The organism is Bacteroidota bacterium, from assembly GCA_018816945.1.
Classification (GTDB): domain Bacteria; phylum Bacteroidota; class Bacteroidia; order Bacteroidales.
The window spans coordinates 14,970-30,645 of record JAHIVC010000070.1 but is presented as its reverse complement, the minus strand read 5'-3'; the positions used below and the strand labels follow the sequence as shown (position 1 = coordinate 30,645).

Here is a 15,676-nt window from a genome sequence, read left to right as displayed (position 1 = left end):
TGAAATTTCAAAGATGAAACCATTGAATAATAACGGGATGTCACACAAAAAATTTACGAATGGCTAAAGGAGAAAGATAACCCGATACGGAACAGGATTTTGGTTTCTTCAACCCGAAGCCAATATTATTAAAAGAATTAATGAAGCAACGCATTAATAATAAAATATAATATTGAAAACAAATGTATAAAAAGGATGCCGGAGGCATCAAATATTTATAGATGATCAAATGTTCGGGATTAATGCGACCCCGGCAGGGGTCGTATCTTTTCTATTATTAACCCTTTCTATAAACATGCAATCCCTCCGGGATTAAAATCAAACTATCAAACTTAATTTTATGGCTGATACCTATTCTCAAATTTATATCCAAACTGTTTTTGCTGTTCAAAACCGCAACGCTCTCATTCAATCTACCTGGGAAGAAGAACTTTACAAATATATTACCGGCATTGTGCAAAACAAAGGGCAAAAGATGTTGGCTATAAACGGTATATCAACCCATATCCATTTTTTTATCGGCATGAAACCTACCTGTTGTTTGTCCGATTTGGTTCGGGAAATAAAGAAATCGTCAAATGCTTTCATAAAAGAAAAGAAATTCACCCCTTATAAATTTCAATGGCAAGAAGGTTTTGGCGCATTTTCCTATAGCCATTCACAGCTTACGGATGTTATTAAATATATTGATAAGCAAAAAGAACATCACAAAAAAAAGTCTTTTAGGGATGAGTATTTAGATTTTCTAAAAGCTTATGAGATCGATTTTAAAAATGAATATTTATTCGAATGGATTGATGATTGAAAACGGGATTTCACATAAAAAATTTACGATTGGCTAAAGGAGAAAGATAACCCGATACTGAACAGGATTTTGGTTTCTTCAACCCGTAGCCAATATTATCAAAAGAATTAATGAAACTGCGCATTAATAATAAAGTATAATATTGAAAACAAATGTATTAAAAAGGATGCCGGAGGCATCAAATATTTATAGATTTTATAATTTCCTCTTTACTTCTATTTGCTCGTAACCTTCGATAATATCCCCAATTTTAATATCATTGAAATTATCGATGTTCAGTCCGCATTCATATCCCGATTGAACTTCTTTCACATCATCTTTAAATCGTTTCAGTGATCCCAATCCTCCTGTATATACTACTATCCCATCACGAATGACCCGAACCTGAGTGTTTCTGTTTACCTTGCCATCCAGAACCAGACAACCTGCAACTGTACCAACTTTTGTAACCTTGAATACATCGCGTACTTCGATATTGCAAACAATTTTTTCTTCAATATCCGGCGATAGCATCCCTTCGATAGCTGATTTAAGCTCATCGATAGCCTGGTATATGATTGAATAAAGTCTGATGTCAATTTGTTCAGCTTCGGCAAGTTTTCTGGCACTCATTGAAGGTCGAACCTGGAACCCGATAATTACGGCATCGGAGGCCGATGCAAGCAGAACATCTGATTCGGTAATTGCGCCTACCGATTTATGAATGATATTTACCTGAACTTCTTCAGTTCCAAGTTTTATTAATGAGTCGGACAATGCTTCAACAGATCCGTCAACATCACCTTTAACAATAACATTTAATTCCTTGAAATCACCAATGGCAATTCGTCGGCCAATTTCATCGAGTGTGATGTGTTTTTGTGTACGGATGCCCTGTTCTCTCTGTAATTGAGTTCGTTTATTGGCAATGGCTTTAGCTTCTTTTTCATCCCTCATCACATTAAAACCATCTCCGGCTTGAGGTGCCCCACTTAAACCGAGTAAAAGTACAGGTACAGATGGACCGGCTGATTTTACCAATTGGTTTCTTTCATTGTACATCGCTTTAACTTTACCTGATGTTCCTCCGGCTAGAATGTAATCCCCAATTTTTATGGTTCCGTTTTGTATTAATATTTTGGCTACATAACCTCGGCCCTTATCAAGCGATGATTCGATTACGGTTCCAACGGCTCCCTTGTTGGGATTCCCTTTAAGCTCAAGCAATTCGGCTTCCAATAATACTTTTTCAAGTAACTGATCAATATTTATTCCTTGTTTTGCAGATATTTCCTGACACTGATATTTGCCACCCCAATCTTCAACAAGAATGTTCATTTGAGATAACTCTTCTTTAATCTTTTCCGGATTGGCAGTAGGTTTGTCAATCTTATTGATGGCAAAAACAATCGGAACACCGGCAGCAAGGGCATGGTTTATGGCTTCCTTTGTTTGAGGCATTACATTATCATCAGCTGCAATTATTACAATTGCGACATCAGTTACTTTTGCTCCACGGGCACGCATTGCAGTAAACGCTTCATGACCGGGTGTATCCAAAAATGTAATATTTTTCCCATTTTCAAGGGTTACTTCATAAGCACCAATATGTTGGGTGATTCCCCCGGCTTCCCCGGCAATTACGTTGGCTTTTCGGATATAATCAAGTAAAAGTGTTTTTCCATGGTCAACATGGCCCATTACCGTAACGATAGGCGATCTGTCAACCAGGCTGGCAGGATCATCCTCTTCTTCCGAATCATGAATGGCTTCCTGTACGTCAACACTCACAAATTCAACATCATAACCAAATTCTTCAGCTACAAGCGATAATGTTTCAGCATCTAATCTTTGGTTAATTGAAAGAAAAATACCAAGTGACATACAAGTAGAAATGATGTTATTGACAGGAACATTCATCATGGTCCCTAATTCATTTGCTGTTACAAACTCGGTTACCTTGATAATCTTCTTATCATCTTCCTGTTGTTTTAATTGATCCTGAAGGTGTTGGCTAAAGGTATCCCGTTTTTGTCGTCGATGTTTCGAAGCCTTCGATTTACCGGGCGAACTTAAGCGCGCCAAGGTATCTTTTATTTGTTTTTCAATTTCTTCGGGTGTAGGTTCATGTTTGATATTCGGTTTGAACCCTCCACTTTTTTGATTTTTTTGTGATCCGGCATGTCCGGGTTTTTGCCCTGATTGACTAGTTTGCCCCGCTTGACCACCACCGTAAGGTCTTTGTGGACCAGATGTTTTATCATGATCCTTATCTTTATCCGCAGGATTATAAGGAGCTTGTTTTTTTATTCTCTTTCTTTTCTTTTTTGGCTCTATTTTGGCCTGTTTTGATGAAGCAACAGGTTTTTTAACATCAGGTAATATGATTTTATCTAATATTTTCGGACCAACCAATTTTGAGAATTCAGTCGGCAAAAAATTATCAATCGGAGCATCTTTCTCAATAACAGGCTCTTTATGTTTTTCTTCTTTTTTAACAATAGGTTCAATTACGGTCTTCTTATTTTCAAGAGGTTCTTGTACTTTAGGCGCAACTAATTCTTGTTTTTCTTTCTTGTCTTCGTCCCTTTTTACTTTCGACCCAACTTTCGCTTTTTCGCGGGCCAAGGTTTTTTCTTCAGACTCTTTTGCTTTTTCTTCTTTGGTTTTTCTTCTGGGCTTTGTTCTTGAATTTATGGAATCCAAATCAATTCGACCAAGAATTTTCAATTCATTCTCACCGGTTTCATCCTGTTCAATTTCAGGTTCAATTTTTACCTCAACTTTAGCTTCTGTAATTGTTGGTTCTTCTTTTTTTGGTTCTTCTTTTTTTACTTTTTCTTCAGTAATAGGCTCTATAGGTTTAACAAGAGGGATTTCTTTTTCAACAACAGGAGGAGGAGAGACTATTTTTTCTTTTATAGGCTCAACATGAGGTAACATTGTCGTTTTAATAATTATTTTTTCTTCTTCATCCTCTTCATCGACATCTGCAACAACCGGAGCTTTTTTGTTTTCAATCGTAATCGTTTCATGTTGAGTATATTCTAGTCCAATTTTTTTGGATTCTTCCTTTACATGCTTTTCTGATTGGAATTCCTGAACAAGAATAGCATAAGCTTCAGCCGAAATCTTCGTGTTTGGATTGGCATCAACTTCATGGCCCTTTTTAGAAAGAAAATCCACGATGGTAGAAATCCCAACGTTAAATTCTCTTGCTGCTTTACTTAATCTTGTTGTCATTATATTCTCTTCCATACTCCTTACTAATTGGTATTTCTCTGATTTTGAATGTTGAAAAAGTCAATAAATTTAATATTTTTATTCAAATTCAGCTCTTATTATGCGAACCACTTCATTAATGGTTTCGATTTCTAAATCTGTTCTTGTTACCAGATCTTCAACTGAGATGTCCAAAACACTTTTTGCCGTATCACATCCAATGCTTTTTAATTCATCGATAATCCACTGATCGATTTCATCAGAAAATTCTTGAATATCAACATCTTCATTGTCAGTATCAGTGTCGCGATAAACATCAATTTCATAACCGGTGAGTTTACCGGCTAATTTTATATTAAACCCGCCTTTCCCAATGGCTAGAGAAACCTGATCGGGTTTCATGTAGACTTCGGCGCGTTTATTTGCCTCATCAATTTTTATTGAGGTCATTTTGGCAGGACTTAAAGCTCGGGTAATGTATAAACTGGGATTGTTGGTGAAATTGATAACATCGATGTTTTCATTTTTTAGTTCCCTTACAATTCCATGAATACGTGAACCTTTCATTCCTACGCAAGCTCCAACGGGATCTATTCTGTCGTCATAAGATTCAACGGCAATCTTAGCTCTTTCGCCGGGTACACGAACAATTTTTTTGATGGTAATTAATCCGTCAAATACTTCAGGTACTTCAGCTTCAAAAAGTCGCTCCAAAAATATTGGAGAAGTCCGTGATAAAATAATAACCGGACTGTTATTCTTCATTTCAACTCTTGAAACTACCGCACGAATATTGTCGCCCTTACGATAAAAATCGGAAGGAATTTGTTCTGATTTAGGTAAAAGCAATTCAATATATTCATCATCCAGTATCAAGACTTCTTTCTTCCAAACCTGATATACTTCACCGGTAACAATTTCACCAATTTTATCTTTATAAATCCTGTATATATTGTCTTTTTCGTACTCCTGAATTTTTGAGATCAGGTTTTGTCGAATGGTTAGGATTTCTCTTCTTCCAAAGTCCGCAAGTTTCATCTCTTCCGAAACTTCTTCTCCAACTTCAAAATCGGGTTCAATTTTTATAGCGTCGGAGAGTGCAATTTGAGTGTTCTCATCCTCTACGTCATTATCTTCAACAATTTCCCGGTTTCTCCAGATTTCCAAATCTCCTTTATCGATATTTACGATAATATCGAAATTTTCATCACTGCCAAATCGTTTGGCCAGCATATGCCTAAAAATATCCTCAATGATACGCATCATGGTTTCACGATCGATATTCTTAAATTCCTTAAACTCCGAAAAAGTTTCAACTAAATTAATGTGTTCCATTGCTCTAATTTATTGCATTACTTTTTAAATGAAATAATTGCTTTAGTTTCTTTGATGTCACTAAATAAAATCTCAATATTTTGTTCTTTGGTTTTTTTCTTTTTATTTTCAGGGATATACAGTTGAATTCGATCATCAAGTATTCCGGTCAGAATACCTTGATATTTAACCCCTTCCCCTGTTAACACTGATATTTCTTTGTTCGTGTACTTTTTATATTGACGGATCAGCTTAAGCGGTTGATCAAGCCCTGCCGATGATACACTAAGCTCAAAGTCTTCAACTTCACGGTCCAGACTAGATTCGATAAACCTGCTAACTTCAATACAATCATCGATACTAATCGAGGAATCGCCATCCAAAATCACAAAAATTTTATTTCCGGGATTAACAGCAACGTTAACCAGAAATTTATCTGTTCCTTTCAGCTCGCTTTCAGCCAGTTTAATTATTAATTGTTTATCGATCATTTTTGTATAAAAAGAGGGGACATTTGCCCCCTCATTATCAAATCTTGTCTTTAATTCCGGGGCAAAGATACAAAAATATATTATAAATTCAACATTTGCTTTTTTTGAAATTCAATTATTCTAGAATAACAGTCATGATATTTCCGTAAAAATAAAATTCTATGGTTTATGAACGGTTTTTTAGTCGTGTTGACCAACTCACGATCCCCTCCATTTCTGATCTGATCGGAAAACTTCTCACGGTAAACATATAAATCTTTAAAAAACAAGGCCCACAAAATGAATTATGGGCCTTAATTTTGTTGTCCGACCAGGGCTTCCCGACATCGCTTTGCTCTTCGGGATAGACTTCTCGCCCTCAATTTTTTTAAAAAACAAAGCCCACAAAATGAATTATGGGCCTTAATTTTGTTGTCCGACCAGGGCTCGAACCTGGACTCTTCTGAACCAAAATCAGACGTGTTGCCAGTTACACCATCGGACAAACTATATATGTGATTCAATAAGGCTGCAAAATTAGAAAATATTTTATTATTACAAATGTTTTTTTTAAAAATTTGAACCCTACTTTATTTGCTGAGTTTGGTGTGTTTAACGTATGATTATCAACAAAAAAGTTAATTATTGTTAATTAAAGAATTATAGTATGAACCAAAATTCCTACTTTCGCTTAAATAAAAAATCAATCAACCTTTAATATTTGACCGATGATAAGCTACCGTAAAATCAATAACATAACCGGGTGGGCGATATTTGCTATTGCAACACTCGTATATATGTTAACCGTTGAACCAACAGCTAGTTGGTGGGATTGTGGTGAATATATTGCAACTGCGTTTAAATTACAAGTTGGTCACCCTCCTGGAGCTCCCTTATTTCAGTTACTAGGTCGGTTTTTCTCCCTTTTCGCTTTTGGTGATGTAAGCAAGGTTGCATTGATGATCAATATCATGTCGGCGTTGAGCAGCAGTTTCACCATTTTATTCCTGTTTTGGAGCATCTCTATGCTGGCAAAAAAAATTGCCCTGCAGAAAGGTGAAATGACCGAAGGCAAAATGTATATGATATTAGGAAGTGCAGCAGTTGGTGCCTTGGCTTATACTTTTAGTGATTCATTTTGGTTTTCTGCCGTTGAAGGTGAGGTTTATGCCATGTCTTCTTTCTTTACAGCCTTGGTATTCTGGGCCATTTTGAAGTGGGAAGAGGATGGGGCAACTAGGTCAAGTAACCGCTGGTTGATTCTGATTGCTTATCTGATGGGCCTGTCTGTAGGTGTCCATTTACTTAACTTGTTGGCAATTCCTGCCATCGCTTTTGTTTTTTATTATAAGAAATTTGAATCGACACGAAAAGGATTTATTCTTACCGGAATCGCTTCACTGCTCATTTTAGCAACTATTATGTATGTGATTGTTCCCGGGATTGTTAGTTTATCCTCATCTTTCGAATTGTTTTTTGTGAATTCGATTGGATTGCCATTTAATTCGGGGACGATCATTTATTTTGTTGTTGTGATTTCACTTTTAATTTATGGTATAAATTATACCATCCGAAAAAAGAAACATGTACTAAATACGGTGATACTCGGTTTTACCTTCATCTTGATTGGTTATTCTTCATTTTTTATGCTGGTAGTGAGGGCCAATGCGGATACACCCATAAACGAGAATAGCCCTAAAGATGCAATTAGTTTGCTTTCATATTTAAACAGGGAGCAATATGGTGAATGGCCCATCTTTTACGGGGCATACTACAATGCGCCTGTCATTTCCTCTGAGGAGACCGGGAAAGATTATATCAGGGATGATAAGTCCGGTAAGTACATTGTTGCAAAAAATAAATTTAAATTCGTCTATGACCCAAGGTTCACAACTATTTTCCCTCGTATTTGGAGTAACCGTGAACCTGAACATGCTCAAAAATATGAGGAGTACATAAAAGGTGAACCGATCAAAGTCAATGATAAAACGATCATAAAGCCAACTTTTACCGATAATCTGAACTACCTTGTTTCATATCAGATTGGGCATATGTATATCAGATACTTTATGTGGAATTTTGTTGGGCGGCAGAATGATTTGGAAAGTCAGGGCGACTCGCGTATGGGTAATTGGATCAGTGGAATTCCTTTTATTGATTCTTTGAGGATTGGCAGCCAGAAATTGTTGCCTGATGCTTTTAAAAATGACGCAACCAATAAATTTTATTTCCTGCCATTGATTCTTGGTTTCTTTGGGATAATATACCATGTGAAGCGTGATAGTAAGGATGCATGGGTCGTGTTTTTACTGTTTTTAATGACTGGTTTGGCAATTGTTATTTTCCTTAATCAGTACCCTCACCAGCCTCGTGAAAGGGATTACGCCTACGCGGGTTCATTTTATGCATTCGCTATTTGGATTGGTTTGGGGGTGATGGCGATTGTTGAAAAAACTGCTGTTCTCATTAAAAATGCCAAAATGAATTCGCTTATTGTTACGGCTTTATGTTTACTTCTTGTACCTGTAATTATGGCAAGTGAAGGATGGGACGATCATGATCGATCGGGTAAATATGCAGCACACGATTTCGCTTCAAATTATTTGAATCATTGTGATAAAAACGCTGTGCTTTATACCATAGGAGATAATGATACATTCCCTCTCTGGTACGCGCAAGAGGTAGAAGGCGTCAGAACTGATGTGAGGACAGTGAATTATATGCTTTCATCCGGTTATTGGTATGTAGAACAAATGCAACGAAAAATATATGGAGCTGATCCATTGCCTATGTTGCTTACAAAGGATAAGTACCAGAAAGGAACCAATGACTTTGTTCCTTATGTTGATGTGAAACTTGAAGAATATCAGGAGCTGAGTGAAGTAATTAGATTTATTGCAAGTGATAATGAGCGGACAAAAATAATGTATGGAAGAGAGAAGGTTAACTTCTTCCCGACCAAAAAAGTTAAAATAACGGTCGATTCAGCAGCTTGTGTTGATAACGGGATCGTGCCCAGAGAACTTGCTCATTTAATTGTTAAAGAGATTAAATGGGAAATTAATTCGAATACTTTGTATAAAAATGATCTGGCCTTTTTAGATTTTCTGGCAAACAATAATTGGAAACGATCAGTTTATTTTGCAAATCCTATGGTTGTTAAGGATGTTTTTAATGCTACTGATTACATACATCAGGATGGTGTTGTTTATAAATTTATGCCGATAAAAGCCGAAAGGCCAAACCCAAGTTTAGGAGGTATTTTGGTGGACAAAACCTACGATAAACTGATGAATGGTTCAAAGTGGGGTAATTTAAATAAACCGGGTGTAACAGTAGATCGGGAAAGTGCCAGAAATTCTGGGATCGTAACAAACAGTTTTATACGTCTTACAAGAGAACTGGTTATTCAGAACAAAATTGATATGGCTATAAAGCTTATCGATCGATACTATGAACAATTTCCAATGAGTAAATTCCCACAGGATTTTAGTGCTTATTCATTTTTGGATGCCTATTATCTGGGAGGGGAATTTGAGAAAGCTAAATTACTGTCGCAAAATCTCGTGAATCGGCTTGCTCAGGAATTTGATTATTATACTTCTCTGCCAAATGGTGTTGTAATCTACGATGAGGCAATTAAACAATCTTTGGGACTTATAAGGGGATTAAGCCAAATAGCGACCCAATATAAGCAAGCAGATTATGCTAAGGAAATAGAAGCTGTTTTTGAACAGAGAGTAAATCGTCTGTAAAAGAATAGGCCCCTCTAAAAAGGGGCTATTTTTTTGAAACAGTTTTTCTGTTGATAAATGCAATTACAGCAATCCCTAAAAAAACAAATGGGATACTTAAAAGCTGACCCATGTTTAGTGCCATTCCCTCTTCAAACCCGACTTGCGGTATTTTTATGAATTCAATTAAAAAACGTACTCCAAAAACCATGATCAAAAAAAGTCCAAAAAGCTGACCGTTTTCAAATTTACCCAAGCGTTTTTTGTAGTAATTAAATAAGAAGATAAAAATTAATAAATAGGATATTGATTCGTATAATTGTGCTGGATGACGGGGATCCAAGCCCATTTGAGGATCATAATATTTAACGAAGTAAAAGCCCCATGGTAAGTTGGTTATTGTCCCAAATATTTCTGAGTTCATCAGGTTTCCAAAGCGAATAAACGCACCGGCTAGGGCCGTAAAAATTACAACACGGTCGAGATACCACAGAATTGGGATTTTTGTTCTTCGCGCATAAAGATAAAGTCCTATAACAATCGCTATTGCCGCACCATGACTGGCCAAACCACCATCCCGTATTTTTAAAATCAGGATTGGGTTATTAAGATAAATTTCAGGTTCATAAAACAAACAATGTCCTAGTCGTGCACCGATAATGGTAGCAACGATCATCGTTGTTGTAAGCCCGTCCAATATTTTTACGGGTATTTTTTCTTGTTTAAAAAGTTTTATAAGCCAGATATAACTGATTAAAAACGAACCTGAAAATAATGCACCATACCATCTGATCGATAATGGGCCCAAGTTGAATAAAACGGGATCGATATCCCAAGTAATATATTGTAAAACCATGACTGCTTTTATTATTTAACAAATGTAAAAATATTTTAGGTGTTTGATCTTTCGAACACAGAAAAGATTAATTAAATTTTTTAACTTTGATTGTCAATCCGTTTAAATGAATCTGCAATACCAAATAGGCATCAACCTGATTTCCGGAATTAGTGACATCAATGGTAAAAAGCTCATTGCTTATTGCGGTGGGGCCGAAGCCGTTTTTAAAGAAAAGAAATCAAATCTGCTAAAAATACCCGGTTTGGGAGTAGCAACCGCCAACAAAATTCTCAATACCGAAGTATTGAAGCGTGCTGATTTGGAAGTCGAGTTTATTCAAAAGAATAAAATAAAAACCTTTTATTTTTTGGATGATGACTATCCTGAACGATTAAAGCATTGTCTTGATGGTCCAATCATGTTGTATTATAAAGGGAATGCAAATTTAGATGCTAAAAAAATTATTGGAATCGTTGGAACAAGAAAGGCATCGAACTATGGGATCAGTATTTGTAAATCAATTATCGAAGGATTAAAAGATTTGGATATATTGGTGGTAAGTGGATTGGCATATGGTATTGATACCATGTCACATAAGCAATCTTTAGCTCAGGGATTAAAAACCATAGGAGTTTTGGCTCATGGTCTTGATCGGATTTATCCGTCCTCAAACCGTTTACTGGCAAAAAAAATGTTGGATCAAGGGGGTTTGCTTACAGATTTTATCAGTCAAACCAATCCCGATCGTGAAAATTTTCCAAAGAGAAACCGCATCGTTGCAGGATTGTCTGACGCTGTTTTGGTCATCGAATCAGCGAAAAAAGGGGGTGCTTTAATTACGGCCGATATTGCAAACTCATACAACAGGGATGTATTTGCCGTGCCGGGTCGGGTTGATGATATATACTCGGAAGGATGTAATTATTTAATTAAAACCAATCGTGCGGTACTTGTTAATAATGCCGATGACATCAAATATTGCATGGGATGGGACGCGACCCAAAAACCTAAACTTATTCAAAAAAAACTGTTTGTGAATCTCTCCGATACCGATAAAAAGTTGATCCGGATACTTGAAGAAAATCAAAAAATCGGGATAGACCGTATATGCATACTTGCACAAATGCCAAGCAGTAAGGTAGCTTCTGCCTTATTAAATTTAGAATTTGAAGGAATGGTTGAATGCCTCCCGGGAAAAGTCTTTAAATTACTTTAGTGATCAATATAACCAGATTAATTTCAAAATTCTTGTTTTAAGATTAAGGTGCCGACCTGCAAGTTTATCTGATCCTAAAATTGTATCTTAGCTGATGATATGTTCATTTACACTTATTGTTAGTAGCTTTACAACTAAATACGAAATGAGTATTGTACAAATTAAAAATTCAATGATTGGACGGAATAGTAATTAAATCGACCGGAAGCTGGTATACAGTGCGTGATGATCAGGGCCATTATTTTGATTGCAAAATAAAGGGTCATTTCAGGATGATGGACATAAAAACGACCAATCCAATTGCAATAGGCGACCGGGTTAGGTTTCAGCTTCAGGAGAAAGAAAAAGTAGGCGTGATTGACCATATTTATGAACGGACTAACTACATTATTCGGAAAGCAACCAATTTATCGAAATTCTCTCACATCATCGCAGCTAACCTTGATCAGGCAATTATTATTATAACATTAGCAAGCCCCAGAACTTCTACAGGTTTTATTGACAGATTTTTGGTAACCGCTGAAGCATATCACATTCCGGCACAAATTATTTTTAATAAAATAGATTTATATGATGAGGAGTCATGGGTTACTCACAAGCAAATCAAAGATGTTTATGAAAGGCTAGGATATCCTTGTACCGAGATTTCAGTTAAGGAAAGCATTAATATTGATCGGGTTGAAACTTTATTAAAGGGTAAAGTAAGTTTATTCGCGGGACATTCGGGAGTTGGTAAATCTGCATTGATTAATAAGATCGAATCCGGGCTGGATATTAAAACAGGAATTATTTCGGACTACCATCATAAGGGAAAGCATACCACAACTTATGCCGAAATGCATGAATTATCGGCAGGTGGATTTATTGTTGATACACCCGGGATCAAAGAATTTGGATTAATTGATTTTAATAGTGCGGAGGTAGCTGAGCGATTTCCTGAGATGCGAAAATATATGCATAATTGCAAGTTTAATAATTGCACCCATGTGCATGAACCTGGGTGTGCCGTAATCAATGCCTTAAAAAATGGAAATATTAGTATTTCTAGGTACGAAAACTACCTGAATATCATTAACGATGATTATTTTAGCAAAAAGCAATACTAAAGAATAAAAATTATGTTGGCCAAACATCTAATTACAGATTCGGTAATCCCGTTAAAAACATCTGATACTGGTGCCGATGCACTTAGTCGCATGGATGATTACAAATTGTCCCATCTCCCGATTGTGAATAATGAGGAATTTTTAGGATTGATTTCAGATGAGGATATTTATGCGATGAATGATTTTGATGAAGCACTAGGTGCTTATCAACTCTCAATATTAACGGCACATCTAACAGAAAATCAGCATATTTTTGATGTGATTAGGCAATTTGTTGATCTAAAATTAACGCTTGTTCCTGTTCTTGATTCGAAAAATAAATATCTGGGCTGCATAACCATGCGCCAATTAATAGAAAATTTTTCAAAAATTGCAGCATTTGAGAATCCGGGAGGAGTTATTGTTTTAGAGGTCAGTCAAAATGACTACATGTTGAGTGAAATAGCACGGATTGTTGAAGCAAATGATGCGAAGGTACTGAGCCTTTGTATAGTGTCAAGCCCCGACTCGACAAAACTTGAAATTACAATTAAGATTAATAAAATTGAGATCAGCGGGTTATTACAAACTTTTAACCGCTACAATTATATTGTGAAAGCTTCTTTTACCGAAAGCGATGACTTTGATGACCTAAAGGAGCGTTATGATTCCTTCATGAACTATCTAAATATTTAATAAAAATAATTCCCCGAAGCTCTGCTTCGGGGTTTCCAAATTTTCTCCCCTATTTATAGGGGACCTGCCTTGCCGCAGGCAGGGATGCCGAAGGCAGAGGGGTTAATAAAAAAATTCGATTTTCAGCTTGCAGAAATAAAGTTGGCAAAACCTGCCCGCCGCAGGCAAGTAATCCTTGGCTTGCCACTGGGATAATCAACTTTAAGAATTTTTTTATAATTTAACACCATTCAAGCATTGGATTTTTGATTTGGATAAAATTTAGCATTGCATCAGTTTTATTCGTGAAACTCAGATTTCAAAAACGTAGTGAATTGAAATCTGTAAGATGAACTAATCCCGATAGCTCAGCGTATCGGGATAAATGAGATTAATACTCCGATGCTTGCATCGTCAATAAAAAAATTCCAAATTGATACCCCTACAGCTTGCTGCGAGGTAGTTCATTGCTTCTGTATCTCCTATAATTATTAATATTTGTTAAAATTTGAGAAGCTTAAACCATTAATTTCGTATCCTTGTAAATAATTAAATTGACATAGCACGAAATGAAAGTTGCCCTTTTTGGAATGTTGCCCGATCAAGCTTCCATGCCTTATATCCAGCAGTTGATCAGAAAACTGGAAGAGGTTAATTGCGGTATTTTGGTTTATGGGCCATATTTTGAAAAACTGGAATCTAAAATAACTTTCGATGCGCCATATCAGCTATTTAACACGCACAAGGAATTATTGGATAATGTTGATTATTTGCTCTCAATCGGGGGCGACGGAACCTTTTTGGATACTGTAAGATTGATCAGGGATTCAGGGGTACCTGTTCTGGGCATTAATATGGGGCGTCTGGGTTTTTTATCCAGTATTTCGAAGGATGAAATATCTGCCGCGGTAAATGCCTTGGTCAATAAAGATTTCAAACTGGTCCCCCGAATATTGGTAAAACTCATCACAAAAGAAGGATTATTTGGGGATTTGAATTATGGGCTCAATGAAGTTTCCATCAGAAGAAGGGATTCCTCTTCATTAATGGTACTGCACGTATATGTTGATGGTGAAATGCTAAATTCTTATTGGGCTGATGGATTAATTATTGCAACACCTACAGGGTCAACTGCTTATTCGTTGAGTTGCGGGGGTCCAATACTTACACCGGGGTCCAAAAACTTCGTGATTACCCCTATTGCAACACACAATTTAACCGTACGGCCTTTCGTTATACCCGACGACAGCAAAATCAGGATAGAACTTGAAGGGCGTAATGAACAGTTTCTCGTTAGTCTCGATTCCAGAACTGAATCGATTGACAAGCCACTCGTGTTGAATATCGAAAAAGAAACTTTTAACATTAATCTGATCCAAATGTCCAACAAAAACTTTTTCTCCACAATCAGGGATAAGCTAAAATGGGGATTGGATATTAGAAATTAATACAAGTGGATAGCCTGATTTTCAAAAAAAAATGTAATTTTGCAGGCTCAAATTTTATGAAGAAAACAGCGGTTCTAATAACAGTTATTTTGCTTTTTCAAGCGAAAATCTATGCTCAAACGATGGAGGTTGGATTATTTGGTGGTGGATCATACTATCTTGGTGATATAAATCCTGGGATGCATTTTCAGCAAATCAAACCGGCAGGTGGTATTATTGCAAGATATAACCATGACACAAGATGGTCGTTAAGATTGAGTGCTTTAACGGGAAAGGTTGCCGGTTCAGACTTCATAAGTAAAAAAGTTTTAAATAGAAATTTAGTGTTTGAATCACCAATAACTGAAATAGCCACAGTGGTAGAGTTTAATTTTTTTCCGTATGTGAATGGCAGTGCGTATAATTATTTTACGCCCTATATTTTTGGTGGGGCTTCAATGTTTTGGTTTAATCCTCAGGTAGATGGAATAAAGTTAGCCGAACTTGTTGATGAAACTGATCCGTTACGTACCTACTACGGAACCGAAAACTTGAAATATAACCGGCATGGATTAGCAATCCCTTTTGGAATAGGTGTAAAATATAGTGTCAGCCAAAACATTGGTTTAGGTTTTGAATGGGGCATGCGAAAAACTTTTACCGATTATATTGATGATATCAGTACCAACTATTACATAAATACAAGCGATTTTGATCTTAACAATCCAAGCCATCAATATTCGGATCCGAAATTAGTAATTGATCCAACTTTTGAGCGTAATGCAGGTGAACAGCGCGGTAATTCAAAAACCATGGATTGGTTCAATTTTATTGGGATTTCGATTACGGTTGAATTTGATATTTTTAACAAAACTACCTGTGTTGATTTTACGGATGGATACAGAAAATAA

General features: G+C 36.3%; 11 protein-coding genes and 1 tRNA gene. 7 read left to right on the top strand and 5 right to left on the bottom strand.

The window, feature by feature from the left end:
- Positions 1-340: 340 nt before the first annotated feature.
- Complete coding sequence (tnpA, locus tag KKG99_10800) at positions 341-805, top strand: IS200/IS605 family transposase (GenBank protein MBU1013484.1); 465 nt, start codon at positions 341-343, stop codon at positions 803-805.
- 195 nt (positions 806-1,000) lie between these two features.
- Here tnpA and infB read toward each other — a convergent pair whose 3' ends face one another.
- From infB to KKG99_10780, 4 genes are all read right to left on the bottom strand, one after another.
- Positions 1,001-4,042 (bottom strand): translation initiation factor IF-2, encoded by a 3,042-nt coding sequence (gene infB / locus KKG99_10795; protein ID MBU1013483.1) that lies wholly within the window; start codon positions 4,040-4,042, stop codon positions 1,001-1,003.
- A gap of 63 nt (positions 4,043-4,105) precedes the next feature.
- Positions 4,106-5,341, bottom strand: a complete 1,236-nt coding sequence (gene nusA, locus KKG99_10790) for a transcription termination factor NusA (protein MBU1013482.1) — start codon at positions 5,339-5,341, stop codon at positions 4,106-4,108.
- Positions 5,342-5,358: 17 nt separating this feature from the next.
- On the bottom strand, positions 5,359-5,811 hold the full coding sequence (gene rimP, locus KKG99_10785; protein MBU1013481.1) for a ribosome assembly cofactor RimP: 453 nt from the start codon (positions 5,809-5,811) through the stop codon (positions 5,359-5,361).
- Between the two features lie 411 nt (positions 5,812-6,222).
- Positions 6,223-6,295 (bottom strand) — tRNA-Gln (locus KKG99_10780).
- Positions 6,296-6,518: 223 nt separating this feature from the next.
- Here KKG99_10780 and KKG99_10775 point away from each other — a divergent pair.
- Positions 6,519-9,545 (top strand): DUF2723 domain-containing protein, encoded by a 3,027-nt coding sequence (locus KKG99_10775; GenBank protein MBU1013480.1) that lies wholly within the window; start codon positions 6,519-6,521, stop codon positions 9,543-9,545.
- 25 nt (positions 9,546-9,570) lie between these two features.
- Here KKG99_10775 and lgt read toward each other — a convergent pair whose 3' ends face one another.
- On the bottom strand, positions 9,571-10,380 hold the full coding sequence (gene lgt, locus KKG99_10770) for a prolipoprotein diacylglyceryl transferase (GenBank protein MBU1013479.1): 810 nt from the start codon (positions 10,378-10,380) through the stop codon (positions 9,571-9,573).
- 106 nt (positions 10,381-10,486) lie between these two features.
- Here lgt and dprA point away from each other — a divergent pair, with 106 nt between their 5' ends.
- The 5 genes from dprA (at position 10,487) to KKG99_10745 (ending at position 15,676) form a co-directional block, all read left to right on the top strand.
- Positions 10,487-11,578, top strand: a complete 1,092-nt coding sequence (dprA, locus tag KKG99_10765; GenBank protein ID MBU1013478.1) for a DNA-processing protein DprA — start codon at positions 10,487-10,489, stop codon at positions 11,576-11,578.
- A 176-nt stretch (positions 11,579-11,754) separates the two neighbouring features.
- Positions 11,755-12,684, top strand: coding sequence for a ribosome small subunit-dependent GTPase A (rsgA, locus tag KKG99_10760; protein ID MBU1013477.1), 930 nt, complete (start codon positions 11,755-11,757; stop codon positions 12,682-12,684).
- A gap of 12 nt (positions 12,685-12,696) precedes the next feature.
- Positions 12,697-13,359 (top strand): CBS domain-containing protein, encoded by a 663-nt coding sequence (locus KKG99_10755; GenBank protein ID MBU1013476.1) that lies wholly within the window; start codon positions 12,697-12,699, stop codon positions 13,357-13,359.
- A 548-nt stretch (positions 13,360-13,907) separates the two neighbouring features.
- Positions 13,908-14,786, top strand: coding sequence for an NAD kinase (locus tag KKG99_10750; GenBank protein ID MBU1013475.1), 879 nt, complete (start codon positions 13,908-13,910; stop codon positions 14,784-14,786).
- Positions 14,787-14,842: 56 nt separating this feature from the next.
- Entirely contained in the window at positions 14,843-15,676 is an 834-nt protein-coding gene (locus tag KKG99_10745; GenBank protein MBU1013474.1) for a hypothetical protein, read from the top strand.

What these genes read in the sequence shown, in the direction of transcription:
- KKG99_10775 (MBU1013480.1), top strand. Translation starts at nt 6,519, where the DNA reads ATGATAAGCTACCGTAAAATCAATAACATAACCGGGTGGGCGATATTT.
- infB (MBU1013483.1), bottom strand. Translation starts at nt 4,042, where the DNA reads ATGGAAGAGAATATAATGACAACAAGATTAAGTAAAGCAGCAAGAGAA.
- KKG99_10745 (MBU1013474.1), top strand. Translation starts at nt 14,843, where the DNA reads ATGAAGAAAACAGCGGTTCTAATAACAGTTATTTTGCTTTTTCAAGCG.
- lgt (MBU1013479.1), bottom strand. Translation starts at nt 10,380, where the DNA reads ATGGTTTTACAATATATTACTTGGGATATCGATCCCGTTTTATTCAAC.
- dprA (MBU1013478.1), top strand. Translation starts at nt 10,487, where the DNA reads ATGAATCTGCAATACCAAATAGGCATCAACCTGATTTCCGGAATTAGT.
- nusA (MBU1013482.1), bottom strand. Translation starts at nt 5,341, where the DNA reads ATGGAACACATTAATTTAGTTGAAACTTTTTCGGAGTTTAAGGAATTT.
- rimP (MBU1013481.1), bottom strand. Translation starts at nt 5,811, where the DNA reads ATGATCGATAAACAATTAATAATTAAACTGGCTGAAAGCGAGCTGAAA.
- KKG99_10750 (MBU1013475.1), top strand. Translation starts at nt 13,908, where the DNA reads ATGAAAGTTGCCCTTTTTGGAATGTTGCCCGATCAAGCTTCCATGCCT.
- KKG99_10755 (MBU1013476.1), top strand. Translation starts at nt 12,697, where the DNA reads ATGTTGGCCAAACATCTAATTACAGATTCGGTAATCCCGTTAAAAACA.
- tnpA (MBU1013484.1), top strand. Translation starts at nt 341, where the DNA reads ATGGCTGATACCTATTCTCAAATTTATATCCAAACTGTTTTTGCTGTT.